This window comes from Polynucleobacter sp. IMCC30063 (genome assembly GCF_021395235.1).
Taxonomy (GTDB): domain Bacteria; phylum Pseudomonadota; class Gammaproteobacteria; order Burkholderiales; family Burkholderiaceae; genus Polynucleobacter.
In genome coordinates this window covers 243,180-260,833 of record NZ_JAJVCQ010000002.1, presented here as the reverse complement: position 1 = coordinate 260,833, position 17,654 = coordinate 243,180, and the positions used below count along the sequence as shown (strand labels likewise).

The following is a 17,654-nucleotide window of genomic DNA, read 5'->3' as shown; positions in this document are numbered from 1 at the left end:
TTTTATTCATTCCACTAAACAAATTGTTGATGCAGCTTACGCAACTATTAATCGCGTCTCACAATACTGGTAAAGTTCGCGAGTTTCGCCAATTATTAGCGCCACTGAACATTACCGTGCAATCCCAAGCCGACTTAGGAATACCCGCTGCTGCAGAACCTTTTTTTACTTTTACTGAAAATGCCCTTGCTAAAGCACGGCATGCAAGCCAGCTCAGTGGCTTGCCAACGCTCGCAGACGACTCGGGAATTTGTGTCAGCGCCCTTAATAACCGCCCTGGAGTTCACTCAGCGCGTTACGCTTCTAATAAATATGAGCCCGCTAATGACGAGCGCAACAATGCCAAGCTCTTGGCTGAATTAAAAAATCAAGTTAATCGCGCTGCTCATTATGTCTGTGCACTAGTTTTAGTTCGCACAGCCACCGACCCTAAGCCGCTCATTGTCGAGTGCCGCTGGGATGGCGAAATCATTGATCAACCACGTGGTACCAATGGCTTTGGTTACGATCCCTATTTTTATTTACCAAACTTAGGGAAAACAGCTGCGGAACTATTGCCAGCCGAAAAAAATCGCCTTAGTCATCGCGGACAAGCCTTACAGCAATTACTCGCCAACTTGGCATGACCATAAAACTCGCCGCCCTTCCACCCTTATCGCTCTATATTCATTTTCCCTGGTGTGAAAAAAAATGTCCTTATTGTGATTTCAATTCACATCAGATTAAAGATACAGGTTTTGATGAAGCGCGCTACCTCCGCGCGCTCATTCAAGACCTACAAACCGAATTACCCCGAATTTGGGGTCGTAAAGTTCAAACCATTTTTATTGGCGGTGGCACCCCTAGTTTAATTTCTCCCGCTGGCATAGACTGGTTGCTCTCGAGCATTCGGGCCTTAGTGCCGCTCGATCCTGCGGCTGAAATTACCCTCGAAGCTAACCCTGGCTCAGTTGAAGCAGCTAAGTTTGCGGCCTTTGCTGGTACTGGCATCAATCGCATCTCACTGGGCATTCAGAGCTTTCATGACGCTCAGCTTCAGGCTTTAGGCCGTATTCACAATGGCAACCAAGCTAAGCGCGCGATTGAAATTGCCCAGACTCATTTTCAAGCCGTTAATCTTGACTTAATGTATGCCTTGCCGCAACAAACCTGCGCCGATGCTACTGTAGATTTACGCACGGCACTGGCCTTTAACCCCACTCATCTTTCGCTCTACCACCTTACCTTAGAGCCGAATACTTTATTCGCCAGCCAACCTCCCGTGCTACCCAATGAAGATGACAGTGACGCTATTTTTGAAAATAATCTTGCTCTGCTTACCGATGCAGGTTATGCACGGTATGAGGTCTCAGCCTACAGTAAACCTCAGCAGGCCTGTAAACATAATCTCAATTATTGGCAATTTGGCGACTATATTGGCATTGGTGCTGGTGCCCATGGCAAAATTTCGCTGCCCCATTCAATTACGCGTCAAGTACGCGAACGACATCCAGAAACGTATATGCACGCTATGGAAACCCAAGGCCATGCACTGATTGAAACCCGCGAACTTACTCCAAGTGAAATCCCCTTTGAATTTATGTTGAATGCACTCCGTTTAACCGCTGGTGTCGCCACCACTAGTTTTGCTGAACGCACCGGCTTATCGCTCCAAACGATTGGCAAGGAAATAGAGCGAGCCACTGCTAAGGGTTTGCTTGATAGCCACCCCACCACCATCAAACCTACTGCCCTGGGTTTGCAGTACTTGAATGATTTGCAAGAACTGTTCTTAAAATCACCTTAAACTTAAGGCTGAAAAGCACCATCGGCAGTTAAGCTTGCAAGTTCAACTTCGTTCACGCCTAACTCGGCCAAAATGCTCGCGGTGTGCTCGCCCAATAATGGCGGAGGCATTCTCACTTGTTGTGGTGTAGCCGATAACTTCACTGCAAAGCCAATATTCGGTACCTTGCCTTCTATGGGATGGTCGATTTCAATGCGCATTTGCCGGTGTTTACCATGAGCGCTATCAAACGCTTCGGGGTAGGTATTAATGGGTCCCGCAGGAATCCCTTCGGCAAGTAATAGCTCAACCCACTCAGTACTCGCACGGGTAATAAATGTTTTTTCTAATTCAGCTACGAGCTCTAGGCGATTAGCTAAACGCAAAGGGTTCGTCATAAAACGGGCATCGTCACATAATTCAGGACGGCCAATTTTGGCGCATAACAAACTCCATAATTTTTGGTTCGTTGCACCCATCACAAAATAACCATCAGCCGCTTTCAGCGCTTGATAAGGTGCGCTCATATGATTTGCCGTGCCTAGTTTATAAGGCTCAACTCCTGTGCCCCAGTATTGCGCAGTATCCCAAATCGAAAAAGCCAGTGCTGCATCAAACAACGAGGCATCAATAAATTGACCTTCGCCACTTTTTGTGCGGCCAATATAAGCAGCCAAAATTGCATACGTCGCAAACAAAGCGCAACCAATATCAGCCACCGGCACCCCTGCTTTAACTGGTGGTCCATCGGGATACCCCGTGACACTCATCACGCCCGACATGGCTTGAGCCATTAAATCAAATCCAGGGCGATCGGCCCAAGGACCTGTTTGACCAAACCCAGAAATACTGGCGTAAATTAATGCGGGATTCACTTCATGCAAAACCGCGTAATCAATACCTAATCTTTTCATGACACCAGGCCGATAATTTTCAACCAAGATATCTGCTGTTTTTACCAAACGTAAAAATACTGCCCGCCCTGCTGAACTTTTTAAATTCAGCGCAACGCTGCGCTTATTCCGATTCATGTTTAAAAAACCCATGCTATCGGCGCCTTTCATTTTGAAGCCCATCGCGCCCCGCGTTTGATCGCCAGTACCGGGTGGTTCAATTTTGATCACATCGGCGCCTAAGTCAGCCAATAACATGCAGCTGTATGGCCCAGCCATCACTTGGCTTACATCTAATACACGGACCCCGGCTAAAGGAAGAGGTTTGGTGGCACCTGAATTAATCATGCAGTGCTTTACTTTGAGGGAATAGAATAAGCTGATTAATATAAATCATTTACAAGGAAGAAGATGAATAGCTTGCGCATGACTGCTCTTTTAGCCATTGCTCTGCTTGGTTTGGGTACTTTGCCTGCAAACGCACAAGGCTATCCCACTAAGCCCATTCGCTTAATTGTGGGCTTTGCGCCAGGTGGCGGTACAGATATCGTTGCTCGAGCCTTAGCACCAAAAATGAGTGAGTCGCAGGGCTTACAAACCGAGGGGCCTAAAACTCCAGCAGCTTTCAATGCTTTCTTAATTGCCGAAATTGCAAAATATCGCCAATTGGTTAAAACGCTTGGTATTAAAGCGCAGTAATGAGTCGCGTAATGAACGCAGAGCAGAAAAATATCGCCCGCGTATTTTTAGCGGTTGAGGGGTCAATTGCGCATATTCATTTTGAACACCCTGCCGCTCGCAATGCCATGACCCAAGAAATGTATGAAAGTTTGCGAACAATTTGCCAAGAAATTCAAAATACCCCCGCGATTCGGGTCGCCATTTTACGTGGTGTTGGCGAAAAATCATTTGTCTCTGGAAGTGATATTGCGCAATTCGCCACTTACCAAGATGGTGAGGATGGGATGCGTTATGAAGCTTCAATTGCAGCCTATTTGCAACCCCTGCAAGAGCTCAGCATTCCAACCATTGCGGTGATTGAGGGCTTTGCGATTGGCGGTGGCCTAGCCATTGCCAGCAGCTGCGACTTTCGTATTGCCACGCCCGAAGCTAAGTTTGGCGTGCCCATTGCGAAAACACTCGGTAATTGCCTGTCGATTGGCAATTTAGCCTGGCTTACTGCGCAACTTGGCACCAGCATTGTTAGGCGTATGTTGCTTTTAGCAGAATTAATTAGTGCTCCAGAGTTGCTTAGCCATGGATTTATTTTGCACACCTACCCACAAGCCGAATTAAGTGCTGCCGCATTTGCCTTAGCTCAGCGTCTTGAATCGCTAGCGCCGATTACGCAAAAGGTAACAAAACTTAGTTTATTACGGCTCTCACAAAGTAATTTACCGAATTGCGATGATTTAATTCGGGAATGCTATGGCAGTGCTGACTTTAAAGTGGGGGTAACGGCTTTTTTAACGGGTGAAAACCCTAAGTGGCAAGGGCAATAAGTTGCAGTAAATTATTGTTATAAACCGTCTTATAAAATATAAAATTTATCGGTGGGGGAGCCAATGCCTTTAATCCATTTTCAGCCGCTTATCAAAAGTGGGGTTTTTAGCTTAGGCCTTCTCGGGTTGGCCCTACTTAGCCTGCCGAGCATTGCACAAACATCGGCTAGTAATCTTAACAATCGTTCACTCGCGGCCACCTGCGCTAATTGCCATGGCACTAATGCCGTCATCGTGCCCAATAGTGGTATGCCAAATATTGGTCAGCTTACTAAAGACGAGATGCTAACTAAACTCATGGCTTATAAAAGTGGTGCGCAGCAAGGCACTATCATGCCGCAATTAGCCAAAGGCTATACCGATGAACAACTCACTACCATTGCCAGCGTTCTAGGCAAAAAATAATTCAGGAGCCAAGATGAATCGACGTCACTTTATAGGTCAAAGTCTTGCCTCTGCTGGCTTTCTAGCGGGATGCGCTTCTTCTGCCCCCATTAATATTAGTAAAGCACAAGTTGTTGTTATTGGAGGGGGTTATGGCGGAGCAACAGCAGCAAAATATATTCGCATGTTCTCCAACAATACGGCTCAAGTTACTTTAATTGAACCCAATGCCGATTTTATTTCTTGTCCGATGTCAAATCTGGTTATTGGTGGCTCGCGCACTATGGCAGAAATTACGTCACCTTACGATAACTTATCAAAACGTCATGGGGTGAAATTAATTAAAGATATGGTTGAGTCAATCGATCAAAAACAAAAAACCGTCAAACTCGCATCAGGTTCGACTATCAAGTATGACAAGTTGGTTGTATCGCCAGGTATACACCTGATGATGGATCAAATCAAAGGTCTGGCCGAAGCGAATCAAGCCGGCGTTACCATTCAAGCTTGGAAGGCTGGCCCAGAAACAATAGCGCTTCATCGGCAACTTGCGGCCATGCGCGATGGTGGTGTATATGCCATTAGCATTCCTGAAGCCCCCTTCCGTTGCCCCCCTGGGCCATACGAACGTGCCTGTCAAGTGGCAAGCTACTTTAAAAAGAATAAGCCTAAATCCAAAGTCTTAATTTTTGATGCTAATGCTGATATTGTTTCTAAGGCAGGTCTATTTAGAAAGGCTTGGGCTACTTTATATCCAGGCATGATTGAATATCATCCAAAATATAATGTTGTGGGCGTCGATGCAAAAACTAAAACGATCAAGTTTGAAGTGCAGGATGATGTTAAGGCAGATGTCTTAAATATTCTGCCCCTCATGCGCGCAGGCGATATTGCTGTCAAAAGTGGTATTGCGAATGCCAACGGTCGCTGGGTGCAAGTGAACTATCTGAATTTTGAAGCTACCGCAGCTAAAGATATTCATGTCTTGGGTGATTCAATTCAAGTGGCGCCGCTCATGCCTAAATCAGGTCACATGGCCAACTCCCATGCCAAAGTAGCTGCGGCAGCTATCGTTGCCGAACTGGGTAACTTAGAAGTAAATTCTGCACCAGTATTGACTAATACTTGTTATAGCTTTGTCGATGCTACACAAGTCGTTCACGTAGCCAGTGTGCATCAATATAATGCAGCAGAAAAAACCTTTAAAACGGTGCCTGGATCTGGCGGTCTATCGCCCGAACCAACGACGCTTGAAGGAATTTATGCTTGGGGTTGGGCAAAAAATATCTGGGCTGATAGCTTAGCTTAACTGCTCTTACAGTAAAGGGAGATCTTTGCTGCAGAATCTGCCCCCAATTGATTTAGTTAAAGCGCATGCAATCGTTTACCGTGCGCCCATTGCCGAGCCCGTGCAAACTTCATTTGGCCTCATGCATAATCGCCCCGCATTGGTGCTTATGCTCGAGGATCGCGATGGCAATTTAGGCTGGGGTGAAATTTGGTGTAATTTCCCCACCGTTGGGGCTGAGCATCGCGCACGGCTTTTTGAAGCCGCAGCTGCCCCGCTCTTACTCAGTAAAACGTGGGCGTCGCCAGAGCAAGTTTTTTCTTCGCTGACTACAGATTTGCATATCTTAAGCTTGCAAAGCGGCGAGCCTGGCCCTATTGCCCAAGTCATTGCTGGCATCGATATGGCCCTGTGGGATTTAATCGGCAAAAAATTACAGCAACCCCTATGGCAAATTTTTAATGGCTCTCCTACCGTACAGGTCTATGCCTCAGGCATTAATCCACGCAACCCTGAAAAAATTACGGCCCAAAAATGGGCGGAGGGGTATCGGGCTTTTAAATTAAAAATTGGTTTTGACCCACAAAGTGACCTTGCTAACTTAGCTAATTTAAGGGCCTTACTAGGCGCCGATACACCGCTGATGCTCGACGCCAATCAAGCTTGGACACCAGCAGAGGCGAGTGAATGCATTCAGCAATTGGCCGCTTACAAACCTTTTTGGATAGAAGAGCCCATTGCAGCAGATAGTGCTTTAAGCGTCTGGCAAGAATTGGCTAAACATTCGCCCATCCCATTAGCTGCTGGGGAAAATATGCGGGGCATGCTCGAATTTACCAATGCAATAGAGAGCAAGGCCTTTGCGATCCTGCAGCCCGATATGGGTAAATGGGGCGGCTTTAGCGCCGGCGTAGCACTTGGCCAAGCGATTGTGAAAAGTAAAAATATGTTTTGCCCTCATTGGTTAGGCGGCGGCATTGGCTTAATAGCCTCAATGCATCTCAAAGCAAGTGCAAATACCTTTGGCTTTGTTGAGGTCGACGCTAATCCTAACCCGCTACGCGAACTTTTAGCGCCCCAACTACCTAAACTTGATCAGGGTTGCATCACCTTAAATGCGCTTCCAGGACTGGGTATTACTCCAGACCTGGCCACATTAAAAGAATTTCAAGTGCCGCACCACTATTAATTAAATTAGGCAGAATTAACAGTGGCTTGCTGTTGATTACTTACGTAAATTTAGCGCGGTACCTAACTTTTCATATAACTCAACTTGCTCGCGAGCAAATTTTTCGGTATCGGCTGGCGAGCGAATAGCCGGAATTGCAGCCACAGTGTTATTGCCTTTACTCCAATCAGGATCTTGCGCCACTTTTTTCAGCACTTCAACCCATTTATTGACCACCTCTGGAGGCAAGCCGGGGGGGCCATATAAGCCGCTCCAACCCATTACTTGCTCTAATGGGGCCACACCCATTTCACGCGCGGTAGGAATTTCAGGGAATTCTTTTAGCCGTTCGGCAGAAGAAGATACTAAGGCGCGCATTGCACCCCCTTTAATTTGCCCTACTAAGGTAGTTAGGTTATTACATAAAAATTGCACTTGGTCGCCCAGCAAGGCTGCAGTTGCCTCGCCACCCCCCTTATAACCAATCATAACTGCAGAGCTTGAAGGAATATTGACTGAGCGCAGCATGACCTCAACCGCTAAATGCTGGGTCGTACCGGGCCCAGCAGTAGCGTAATTTAATTTGCCCGGCTGCGTGCGAATAGCCTCTAATAATTCTTTCAGATTTTTATAGGGTGAATCGGGCCTGACAACACACACAACCGGATTAAAATCCAATAAAGAAATCATTGTAAATTCATTCCACTTATAAGGCGTTTTACTATCTAAGGCAGGCGTAATGGCCTGTGAACCGCCACGCGAAATAAGTAAGGTATAGCCATCAGGCGCAGCGTTTCGAACGCGCATTGAGCCAATGGTGCCAGAAGCCCCCACCACGTTTTGTACGATTAAAGGTTGACCCATTAATTTGGTCGCAACGGCAGCTAAATTGCGTCCAGAAAAATCACTATCGCCACCAGCAGCATAAGGCGCAATTAAAGTAACTTGCCGATTAGGATATGGCTGAGCAAATGCGGAATTCATCGCTACCATACCGCTTATGCCGCAAGCTAAAACCAACAATATAGTTGTACGGCACCAAGAGCAGCTATTTAATAATCTACTTGTCATACAGTCTCCTATGTCTATTTTGTTTAACCATATCATAGGTAATTCCCAGAAAAAAGCGGGTAAGTACTAGGTTTTTAGGAATTCGGCAGAATATACCTAAACCATTGAGAAAAATAGGGAAAGATTTTTTTCAGCGCATCCCATAGAAAATAGTTCACTAAATGTTGATCCCTTGACAGGCTAATTTAAACACCCTAGCATAACCATGATTCGATTGCTATAGTCTGCTTAGCAGTCGTCATATTCTATTTAAATACAATTGAAAAGAGCAATGTCAAATAGTAATTTTGAAACAGATTTCTGGAAGGATGAAAAAATTCGCAAGAGCTGGGATGACATTATTCCGGGCGAAGCTAGAAAAACAATTCCTTACACCCTTACGCTTGAAGCAATCCAAAAATATTGCAAAGTCATTGGCGATACTCACCCACTCTACTTTGATGAAGCCTATGCAAAAACCACTCCTTACAAAGGCATCATCGCCCCGCCTGCAATTCATATTCTTTTAATGTTTTCTTGTACCCCAGCCGACGATTGGATGAGAAGTCCCGGAACCATTAACGCCGGTCAATCGTGGAGTTATAACATTCCAGCGCGACCAAATGATGTTATCCGCCTTGAAGCAAGAGCACTGGATAAATTTATAAAAAAGGAGCGTTTGTTCGTCATTCATGACAATGTCTTTTTTAATCAAAATAATGAAGTAATCTGCTCGGGGCGTGGTTGGACCATTCGTCCACAATAAAAAATAATGAGATCAAGTTAATGAATCATGCATTAGAAAAATGTCATATTGGAGACAAAATTCAGGGCACGCCGTTCTACCCTACAAGAGAATCGATACGTGAATTTTGTGAAGCTTCGCTCGATTTTAATCCCTTACATCTTGATGATAATTACATGCAAACACAGTTTGGTAAAACCAAATTTGACGGCATCATCATGCATGGCATGAATAATTTTGGAGTCATCTCCAAAATGATCACCGACTGGGTATATCCCCAAGGCGGAGTGCACCGGCGCTTAGAAACCCGTTGGAAGTCACCAGTGAAACCAGGCGACACAATTACCCCTAGTGCCGTCATCACTGCAGTCAAAACCACACAAAAAGGTCAGTGGGTATCATTAGACATCGCGGTGAACAATCAACGAAATGAAATAATTGCCGTTGGTGAAGCCTTAGTTGAATTTCCCCTCGCGTCGTAATGAAGTGGCGAAATGACGCATATTAGGTTAACAATAAGGAGTTAGGCAATTGAGCAAACTAAATACATTCGTACGCAATCTTTTATTAGGTTTCAGTTTCGCAATTGTCGGAGCTAGCGCTTTAGCGCAAAATTTTCCCAATGGCCCAGTTAAAATTGTTGTCCCATTTCCACCCGGCGGCACAACGGATATCCTCGCTCGTATTCTAGCCAATGAATTAACCAAAAAATGGTCGCAATCTGTCGTAGTTGAAAATAGAGCGGGTGCAAGCGGTACAGTATTTTCCGAGCAACTGGTGAAGATGCCGCCGGATGGCTACACCCTCATGGTGACAGCTACACATCATGTCATTAATCCGAATTTATATAAAAACCTGAAGTACAACACCCGCACCGACTTTACGCCAGTTGCCTTGGTGGCAAACGTACCTAATGTGTTGGTTGTCAATCCCGCATTTCCAGCAAAAACAGTCAAAGAATTAATTACCTATGCTAAAGCGAACCCTGGCAAGGTTATGTTTGGCTCTGCAGGAACAGGCGGGGCGAATCATCTCTCTGGTGAGTTATTTAACGCGATGGCTGGCATCAACATGGTTCATGTGCCATATAAGGGCGCTGCACCTGCCCTAAACGATCTTTTAGGCAATCAAATTTCAGTGATGTTTGATTCTGTACCTGGCGTATTGCAACACATCAAATCGGGCAAGTTACGGGCACTTGGTGTTACCTCCCTCACCCGCGCTACTGCTTTACCAGATGTACCTACCATCAGTGAAGCGGGTTTGAAAGGCTTTGAAGCAACGGCTTGGTTTGGCATGTATGCGCCGCCTAAAATGGCTCCCGATCTTTTAAGTAAAATCTCCAGCGATGTCTTAGCTGCTCTGCAAAGCGCCCAAGTAAAAAATCAATTTGCTGAACAAGGCGCAGATGCAGGCAGCATGAACCAAGCTCAGTATGCAAAGTATGTTGACGATGAAATGAATAAATGGGCCAAGGTAATCACCGATAGCAATATTAAAATTGAGTAATCCATGTTAAAAAAAGCCCGTGCTAAGCCAACTATTGGTGCCTTAGCGCATATCCGCGTACTTGATTTATCGCGCATCCTCGCTGGTCCTTGGTGTACCCAAAATTTAGCCGACCTTGGAGCAGAAGTCATTAAAGTTGAGCGGCCAGGATGCGGTGATGACACCCGTAGCTGGGGGCCGCCTTGGATCAATCCGACAGAAACCATTCATGAGCAGCGCATTTCTAGTTATTTCGCTGCTGCTAATCGCGGTAAAAAATCCCTTACCCTCGATATATCATCCGCAAAGGGTCAGGAAATAATAAAAGAATTAGTTAAAGTTAGTGATGTCTTGATAGAAAACTATAAGCTTGGCGACCTGAAACGTTACGGCCTGGACTATCAGAGCCTGAAGAAAATAAATCCCCGTTTAGTCTATTGCTCTATTACCGGCTATGGTCAAGATGGACCCAATGCGCATAAACCAGGTTATGACTTTGTCTTTCAAGCCATTGGTGGAATGATGAGTATTACTGGGGAGGCTGACGCTTTACCAGGTGGTGGCCCACAAAAATTAGGCATTGCTATTGCTGATGTGATTACTGGCATGTACAGTTCAATTGCCATTCTGGCAGCCCTCAATAGCCGCAATGAAACCGGCCAAGGTCAATATATCGATATGGCGCTACTCGATGGCATTATTGCCCTTGGCGGCAATCAAGTAACCGGATTTTTTGCCGATGGGACAATTCCTTTTCGTTATGGCAATGCCCATGCAAGCCTTGTTCCCTATCAAGTTTTTGCTGTTAAAGACGGTGAAATTGTGGTCGCCGTAGGTAATGATACCCAGTGGCAGCGCTATTGCGAAGCCATTAAGCGGCCCGACCTAGCCCAAGATAAACGCTGGAGTAAAGTAACCGGCAGAATTACTGGACGCTCTGAACTTGTGCCAGAACTAGCGAAAACCATGCTCAAGAAAAAAGCAGCAGCATGGATTTCAGTGTTAGAACAATTTGATGTGCCCTGTGGGCAGATCAATAATTATCAACAAGTATTTCAAGACCCGCAGGTAATTTATCGAAAAATGAAGATTGATACCGCCTATCCCGATGGGGCAACAGTTGCAACTATTGCCAGCCCACTTAGGCTACAAGGTACTCCTCCACAATATCTTCGCCCGCCCCCAAAATTAGGCGATTCAAATCACGCGGTGCTAGTTAATATTTTGGGGTACTCCGAAAAAGCAGTACAAGATCTTAAAAAGAAAAAAATAATATAAGCTAATGAACTCAAAAAATACGCTGCCCGTTTATATCTGCGATGCAATCAGAACGCCGATTGGTCGTTATGGCGGTTCTTTATCAGGCGTGCGGCCAGATGATCTGGGGGCAATTCCTATCAAGGCCTTAATGGAGCGCAATCCGTCAGTATTATGGAATGAGGTAGAAGATGTGATTTATGGTTGCGCCAATCAAGCAGGTGAAGATAATCGCAACGTGGCCAGAATGAGCTCTTTACTTGCTGGCTTATCAACCAGCATACCTGGCGCGACGATTAATCGCCTTTGTGGCTCTGGGATGGATGCGGTCGGTACTGCGGCAAGAGCCATTGCGGCTGGCGAAGCTGAGCTCATGATTGCTGGCGGTGTAGAAAGTATGAGCAGAGCACCTTTTGTGATGCCCAAAGCAGAGTCAGCTTTTTCAAGAACGAACTCCATTCAAGATACGACGATTGGCTGGAGATTCATTAATCCCCTCATGAAACAAGCTTATGGTGTTGATTCAATGCCCGAGACCGCAGAAAATGTAGCGGTAGACTTTAATATTAATCGGGCTGATCAAGATCAGATGGCACTGCGCAGTCAAAATAAAGCAGCGGCCTCACAAGCAAGTGGACGCCTTGCAAAAGAAATTACTCCGGTTGTCATTCCACAGAAAAAAGGTGACCCCATTGTTGTTTCTGCCGATGAACATCCCCGCGCTACAACATTAGAAGCGCTTGGCAAACTGAAGCCTATCGTTCGCCCTGATGGCACAGTTACCGCAGGAAATGCATCAGGTGTTAATGATGGGGCCTGCGCCCTTCTACTTGCAGGAGAAGAGGCGCTTAAAAAACATGGCCTCAAAGCTAGAGCCAAAATTCTTGGCATGGCTACTGCTGGAGTCGAGCCACGCATTATGGGTATTGGCCCCGCCCCCGCTACAAAAAAATTACTTAAGCGCTTAGGGCTAACGATTGATCAAATCGACGTGATCGAACTAAACGAGGCTTTTGCTGCACAAGGTCTTGCGGTACTTCGGGAACTGGGCGTTGCCGATGATGATGCACGCGTTAATCCGAATGGGGGCGCTATTGCCCTAGGTCATCCTTTAGGAATGAGTGGCGCGCGCTTAATTACCACTGCTCTAGTTGAACTAGAAGAAAAAAAGCTGCGTTATGCCCTTTGTACTATGTGTATTGGTGTTGGACAAGGAATAGCATTGGTAATTGAACGGGTTTGAAATGATCCTTAATTATCTTTTCCTCAATTTACCTACCTAGTTATTCGCCTTACTAGGTATTAGCTTAATAGTCCTGCTCTCGTCTAAGGGGCTAATTTAGCTGGCTAGGGCCCAGAGTGATGTGAGGGCAACGCCAATTGGTATTTGAAATGAAACCTTCAAATAAAGCGGAAATGAATTGCCCCCAATGGGCCATAGTCTGCAGCAATTTCATCGCCAGCTACAGCAGTAATCGGGCGGGTAAATGAGCCAGCCAAAACAATATCGCCGCTATTTAATTGTTCCTTGTAAGGAGCAATCTTATTGGCCAACCAAGCTACGCCAGTAGCAGGATGATTCAGCACACCAGCAGCAAGGCCGGTTTCCTCTACCACACCATTTTTCGACAAAATAGCGCCTACCCAACGAAGGTCAAGCGCGTCAGGCTTCACCCGCTGATCTCCGAGAATAATGCCAGCATTAGCAGCAAAGTCAGAAATCGTATCAAATACTTTGCGCATCACTTTGGTGTCTCGATCAAATTGCTCAATGCGTGCATCAATAATTTCAAGTGCAGGGATGACATATTTCGTGGCCTCCAAAACATCCTCAGTCGTAACATTGGGGCCACGTAAAGGCTTGCCTAACTCAAAAGCCAATTCGACCTCAATACGGGGGGCAATAAATTGATCGATAGCAATATCAATGCCTGCCTTAAAAAACATATCGTCCATTAAAGGGGCAAAATCAGGCTCAGTAATTTGACTAGCCTGCTGCATAGCGCGTGAAGTTAAACCAATTTTGCGGCCTTTAATTACCCGCCCATCAGCTTGCTCGAGCTTGACCCACGCTCTTTGTATCGCATAGCCGTCTTCAATCGTCATTACCGGAAAACGGCCAGAAAACTGGCGAACTTGTTGCCGCTTTTTTCTTGCAGTGTATAACTCGTGCGCAAGCTCAGTAATGATTTCTGGTGATAACATTTTTGCCCTAAGTTGTAACTTGCCAATCGGCAACGATGGTATTGACTAATTTACCAATACTCTCAACTTCGCAGATTATCTGGTCTCCCGGAAATACATCGACAGAGCCTTTTGGAGTGCCGGTCATAATCACATCACCAGGATTTAAGGACATGAAATCACTAATATATTCAATCAAGGCGCTAATATCATGAATCATATCTTTGGTATTGCCTTCTTGAGTCAATACCCCGTTGACATGGGTAGTTAAAACTAAATTCATGGGGTCGGCTATGTCATCCCTATCTACCAGCCAGGGGCCAATTGGAGTACACGTATCACGACTTTTAACCCGTAAATTGGGGCGATAGTAACCTTCTAAAAAATTACGAATTGCATAGTCATTCACAACAGTATATCCAGCTACATAATCCATCGCGTTTGCCCGGGCAATTCGTTTGCCTGCTTTACTAATTACTACACCCAACTCACACTCATAGTGCATAAATTCTGCGCCTTCAGGCCGCTTAGTAAAGCCTTGATGGCCAATAAGCGTATTTGGGCCCTTCAAAAATATCACTGGCTCAATAACTGGGGCCTTGAGAAAGCTACCAGTTTCTTTTGAAGATTTTTCAGCTAACTCTTTGGCATGATCAGCATAATTTAATGCCAAGGCAAAAATAGTTTGCGGTTGCAGTGGCGGCAACCATACCACCTGGTCTTCAGCTAGCACCCTACCATCTTCCAGTTTTAGCATTCCATCGGCTAGCATCATTGCCTGATGAAGTGCACCACCATAAGCTACGCGCGCATGTTTCATGAGACAAGCTCCTGCTTAACAAAATTAACCAGATGCCCAATGCTCTTACCTTCACAACTAATGTCAATGGAAACTTTATCGCCAGCTCGTGCAAGAGGTAAATTTTCCGGGGTACCTACCAAAACAACATCCCCCTCATTTAAAGTCATAAATTTTGTAATATCAGCAAGCAGTTTAGCAATTGGGCGGACTAAATTTTTAGTAGAATTTTGTAACTTAAGTTCGTCATTTATGTAAACGCTAATATTAAAATTATTTGGATTTTTAATATCAGAAGCAATAATCATCTCACTCATTGGGCAAAAGCTATCGCGACATTTCTGTTTAATAGGTGGTCGCAAGATTTTCTCGTGGGCAATAGTTACGTCGTTAGCTATTAAGTAACCCTGAATATATGAGAATGCAGCAGCCTCCTCAATTTGCACTGCTGTTTTCCCAATCACAATGCCCAGCGTTGCTCCAATTTCGATTTCCTGAATCCCTGCCGGCAGCATAATTGGCTCACCCGATTTTCTCCAGGTATTAACAGGCTTGATATATAAGACTGGGTATAGAGGCGGCTTGTTATGTGGCTCTTGATTCATTATTGGAGCGTACCGATCCCAAACTCCTTGAAAATTTAATAGTGCGCCAATGACAGTCTTCAACTGATACCCATTTCTAAAAATAGCTGTTTATTTAAAACCAAATAATGTAGCCGGGTTATCCACCAGAATTTGCTGAATAAGTGCATCATCATTCTGTGCGTATTTATAAAGTTGATTTATTAAGAGCGCTTCATCTGGTGGCGGACTTACTGATAATGGATGAGGCCAATCGCTCCCCCAAATCATACGATTAGGGGCGGATTCAATCAATTGATGAGCCAATGGCAAGACATCATCCCAGGGCAATCCAGATTTAGAAAGTTTTTCTGTTAATGACAACATTACCCAAAAATTACCTTGCTTTAATAAATCTAATAATTTTTTTAACGATGGGTCGGCGCTGCCCAAGCTAACATCACTTCGACCCATATGATCAATAACAACTGGCATATCTAAATTAGTGAATAAGCCAACTTGCTCTAAGATGCCGGCAGTTTCAGGTTGAAATTTGACATACCAACCTAACTCTCGCACCCTACCTATAGCCCGATCAAAATCTGCATTGCTCATCGTTATGCCTAAGCCCTGTCTTGTAAATCGGGCTCCCCTCACACCAGCAGAATGAAGTTGTTCTATGTAAGCATCACTACCTTCGAGTAAAACAATTGCGTTAGCGCAGCCACGATAGTTAGCGCCCGCATAAGCTAAGCCATCCAGTACAACCTGATGATCTACACCATAAGTCGTAGCCTGTACGATGACCCCTCTCTCAATACCCAAAATTCGATGTAACTCGAGAGCCTTTTCGATAGTTGCTGTTGGCATCTCATAAGCTGCACCAACACGAATTGGATACCTATCTTGGGGACCAAACACATGAAACTGACTATCGCAACTGAAGGGAGGCGGGGGTTTGGATGGCGCGGTCGGCTGCGGGTTAAAGGGGTGATAATTCTTCATCTAGTTACAGGTCTAGCACTGCAATAAAATCGCACTCAATTAATTTTTCTCCATCTAATGGAGCCTGCATTGTGTGTCTAGCTGGCCGTGAGGCTGAATCAGGAAAGATTTCGAGCCAAACTTGATTTAGGGGTGCTCGCTGCGCACGATCTTTCATCCAAACCGTCATTTTAATAATATTTTCCATTGATGCACCACTAGCTTTAATAATCCGCTCGACATGGGCGAACATCAAACGGCATTGATCATCAATAGTTTTACCATAGGCGCCTGTCGACGCATCGGTTCCTTGAATGCTTCCTGAATACAACATATTGCCAACTTGGCACGCTGCAGGTATTGGATTTTTATGACTAAAACCTTCCGCATAAATACTTTTACGTTTCATACTCATTTTTTCTTAAATTGGCTGCCGAGTGAAGCAATTAATCAGCTTTAATGCGCGCACTCTTAATAATAGGCGTCCACCTAGTGTCCTCTTCAGTTAAATAGGCAGTAAATGCCTTAGGTGAACTGCCACGCGCCTCTGCGCCTAATTTTTCAAACTTTTCTTTAATAACTGCTTGTTGCAATATTTTTTGCAAAGCCTCACTTAAGCGCTCTAAAACTTCATTTGGCGTTCCCTTAGGCGCAAGCAAGCCAGTAAAAGTTACCGCTACCATGCTCGGTACTCCCGCTTCGGCAAAAGTAGGCACATCAGGAATTGACGTAATTCGCTTAGGCGACGTCACCGCTAAACCCCTAACTTTGCCTTCCTTGATGAATGGCAATGCAACTGAAATTTGATCAAAATTAAAATCAACTTGTCCGCCTAACAGATCGGCCGTAGCCGGAGCATTGCCCTTGTAGTGCACGGTATTCCATTGCGCGCCAGTAAGAGACTGTAGTAGCTCGCTAGCCAAATGATTAGTGGTGCCTGCACCCGGTGAGGCCATATTTAATTTATTGGGCTCTTTCTTGGCGAGGGCTATAAATTCGCCTAGCGTTTTAACCGGCAATGATGGCTTAACTTGCAGAATTAAGGGCGTATAGGAAACTGAACTGATAGGCGCAAAGTCTTTATTCCATTTATATACATCTTTACCAAAAATAATTGGACTAAAGAGTAAGGGGCCATTAGCCGCCATAAATAGCGTGTAGCCATCAGGTGCTGAACGAGCAACGAATTCCCCAGCAATCATGCCTCCTGCCCCAGCTTTATTCTCCACGACAAAAGGTTGCCCAAAAACGGTCGTTAATTCTGGAGCTATGATGCGGGCGGCAACATCAACATTGCCTCCGGGTGGATAAGGAACAATAATTTTTACCGGCTTATCTGGCCACACGGCAAAAGCAAGGGAATGAAATAAGGCCGTCGCAATTAGTAAGCTAAATTGCAAAATATATTTTTTTAGAGGTGTCATCATGTAATTTTAATATTGAATGTAAAAGTATATTCTTTTTATCAATTCTTATATCTGCATCATCAGTTTAGAATAGAATTTCCCTAAGTAAGCCTTATTTCGCGGCTTATTTATTCCAAATTTATCTCAAATAATAGCTTATAGGCCAGCAAGATTATGA

The 17,654-nt window shown here is 45.0% G+C and carries 20 protein-coding genes; 12 read left to right on the top strand and 8 right to left on the bottom strand.

Translation table 11 applies throughout. From position 1 onward, the window contains the following. The first annotated feature begins 29 nt into the window (after positions 1 to 29). On the top strand, positions 30 to 626 hold the full coding sequence (gene rdgB, locus LZG75_RS05940) for an RdgB/HAM1 family non-canonical purine NTP pyrophosphatase (protein WP_233923957.1): 597 nt from the start codon (positions 30 to 32) through the stop codon (positions 624 to 626). After that, the gene (hemW, locus tag LZG75_RS05935) at positions 623 to 1,786 is read left to right on the top strand and encodes a radical SAM family heme chaperone HemW (protein ID WP_233936163.1); all 1,164 of its coding nucleotides are present in this window, start codon (positions 623 to 625) and stop codon (positions 1,784 to 1,786) included. Before rdgB ends, hemW begins: the two co-directional genes overlap by 4 nt. Before the next feature lie 2 nt (positions 1,787 to 1,788). Here the strand turns inward: hemW and LZG75_RS05930 are convergent, their stop codons facing one another. Then, positions 1,789 to 3,006: a CaiB/BaiF CoA-transferase family protein gene (locus LZG75_RS05930; RefSeq protein ID WP_233923955.1), complete on the bottom strand. Its 1,218-nt coding sequence runs from the start codon at positions 3,004 to 3,006 to the stop codon at positions 1,789 to 1,791. A gap of 63 nt (positions 3,007 to 3,069) precedes the next feature. On the opposite strand from LZG75_RS05930, the gene LZG75_RS12325 reads away from it, so the two are divergent. The 5 genes from LZG75_RS12325 (at position 3,070) to LZG75_RS05905 (ending at position 7,021) form a co-directional block, all read left to right on the top strand. After that, positions 3,070 to 3,357 (top strand): hypothetical protein, encoded by a 288-nt coding sequence (locus LZG75_RS12325; protein WP_370634782.1) that lies wholly within the window; start codon positions 3,070 to 3,072, stop codon positions 3,355 to 3,357. Further along, on the top strand, positions 3,357 to 4,160 hold the full coding sequence (locus tag LZG75_RS05920) for an enoyl-CoA hydratase/isomerase family protein (RefSeq protein ID WP_233936161.1): 804 nt from the start codon (positions 3,357 to 3,359) through the stop codon (positions 4,158 to 4,160). Before LZG75_RS12325 ends, LZG75_RS05920 begins: the two co-directional genes overlap by 1 nt. 63 nt (positions 4,161 to 4,223) lie before the next feature. Continuing rightward, positions 4,224 to 4,565, top strand: coding sequence for a hypothetical protein (locus LZG75_RS05915; protein ID WP_233923953.1), 342 nt, complete (start codon positions 4,224 to 4,226; stop codon positions 4,563 to 4,565). 13 nt (positions 4,566 to 4,578) lie between these two features. Beyond that, complete coding sequence (locus tag LZG75_RS05910) at positions 4,579 to 5,853, top strand: NAD(P)/FAD-dependent oxidoreductase (RefSeq protein ID WP_233923952.1); 1,275 nt, start codon at positions 4,579 to 4,581, stop codon at positions 5,851 to 5,853. Between the two features lie 25 nt (positions 5,854 to 5,878). Then, positions 5,879 to 7,021 carry a mandelate racemase/muconate lactonizing enzyme family protein gene (locus LZG75_RS05905; protein WP_233936159.1) on the top strand — a complete coding sequence of 381 codons (1,143 nt, stop codon included), beginning with the start codon at positions 5,879 to 5,881 and terminating at the stop codon, positions 7,019 to 7,021. A gap of 36 nt (positions 7,022 to 7,057) precedes the next feature. Here the strand turns inward: LZG75_RS05905 and LZG75_RS05900 are convergent, their stop codons facing one another. Beyond that, positions 7,058 to 8,071 (bottom strand): tripartite tricarboxylate transporter substrate binding protein, encoded by a 1,014-nt coding sequence (locus tag LZG75_RS05900; protein WP_233923950.1) that lies wholly within the window; start codon positions 8,069 to 8,071, stop codon positions 7,058 to 7,060. Positions 8,072 to 8,342: 271 nt separating this feature from the next. On the opposite strand from LZG75_RS05900, the gene LZG75_RS05895 reads away from it, so the two are divergent. From LZG75_RS05895 to pcaF, 5 genes are read left to right on the top strand one after another with little or no spacing between them, the layout of a single operon-like run. Continuing rightward, entirely contained in the window at positions 8,343 to 8,816 is a 474-nt protein-coding gene (locus LZG75_RS05895; RefSeq protein WP_233923949.1) for a MaoC family dehydratase, read from the top strand. A 20-nt stretch (positions 8,817 to 8,836) separates the two neighbouring features. Then, complete coding sequence (locus LZG75_RS05890) at positions 8,837 to 9,277, top strand: MaoC family dehydratase (RefSeq protein WP_233936157.1); 441 nt, start codon at positions 8,837 to 8,839, stop codon at positions 9,275 to 9,277. 49 nt (positions 9,278 to 9,326) lie between these two features. Next, positions 9,327 to 10,304 carry a tripartite tricarboxylate transporter substrate binding protein gene (locus LZG75_RS05885; protein ID WP_233936155.1) on the top strand — a complete coding sequence of 326 codons (978 nt, stop codon included), beginning with the start codon at positions 9,327 to 9,329 and terminating at the stop codon, positions 10,302 to 10,304. Positions 10,305 to 10,307: 3 nt separating this feature from the next. Further along, complete coding sequence (locus LZG75_RS05880) at positions 10,308 to 11,561, top strand: CaiB/BaiF CoA-transferase family protein (RefSeq protein ID WP_233923946.1); 1,254 nt, start codon at positions 10,308 to 10,310, stop codon at positions 11,559 to 11,561. Between the two features lie 4 nt (positions 11,562 to 11,565). Then, positions 11,566 to 12,783 (top strand): 3-oxoadipyl-CoA thiolase, encoded by a 1,218-nt coding sequence (gene pcaF / locus LZG75_RS05875; protein ID WP_233923945.1) that lies wholly within the window; start codon positions 11,566 to 11,568, stop codon positions 12,781 to 12,783. A gap of 158 nt (positions 12,784 to 12,941) precedes the next feature. On the opposite strand, the gene hpaH is transcribed toward pcaF, so the two are convergent. Genes hpaH through LZG75_RS05845 form a run of 6 tightly spaced genes read right to left on the bottom strand, consistent with a single transcriptional unit; the run spans position 12,942 to position 17,494 of the window. Further along, a complete protein-coding gene (hpaH, locus tag LZG75_RS05870; protein WP_233936153.1) occupies positions 12,942 to 13,745 on the bottom strand; it encodes a 2-oxo-hept-4-ene-1,7-dioate hydratase in 804 nt (267 codons plus the stop codon). 7 nt (positions 13,746 to 13,752) lie between these two features. Next, the gene (locus tag LZG75_RS05865; RefSeq protein ID WP_233936151.1) at positions 13,753 to 14,544 is read right to left on the bottom strand and encodes a fumarylacetoacetate hydrolase family protein; all 792 of its coding nucleotides are present in this window, start codon (positions 14,542 to 14,544) and stop codon (positions 13,753 to 13,755) included. Beyond that, complete coding sequence (locus tag LZG75_RS05860) at positions 14,541 to 15,191, bottom strand: fumarylacetoacetate hydrolase family protein (protein WP_233923942.1); 651 nt, start codon at positions 15,189 to 15,191, stop codon at positions 14,541 to 14,543. Before LZG75_RS05860 ends, LZG75_RS05865 begins: the two co-directional genes overlap by 4 nt. A gap of 27 nt (positions 15,192 to 15,218) precedes the next feature. Then, positions 15,219 to 16,091, bottom strand: coding sequence for an amidohydrolase family protein (locus LZG75_RS05855; RefSeq protein ID WP_233923941.1), 873 nt, complete (start codon positions 16,089 to 16,091; stop codon positions 15,219 to 15,221). A gap of 4 nt (positions 16,092 to 16,095) precedes the next feature. Then, positions 16,096 to 16,479: a RidA family protein gene (locus LZG75_RS05850; protein WP_233936142.1), complete on the bottom strand. Its 384-nt coding sequence runs from the start codon at positions 16,477 to 16,479 to the stop codon at positions 16,096 to 16,098. Between the two features lie 37 nt (positions 16,480 to 16,516). After that, a complete protein-coding gene (locus LZG75_RS05845) occupies positions 16,517 to 17,494 on the bottom strand; it encodes a tripartite tricarboxylate transporter substrate binding protein (protein ID WP_233924084.1) in 978 nt (325 codons plus the stop codon). Between the last annotated feature and the right edge of the window lie 160 nt (positions 17,495 to 17,654).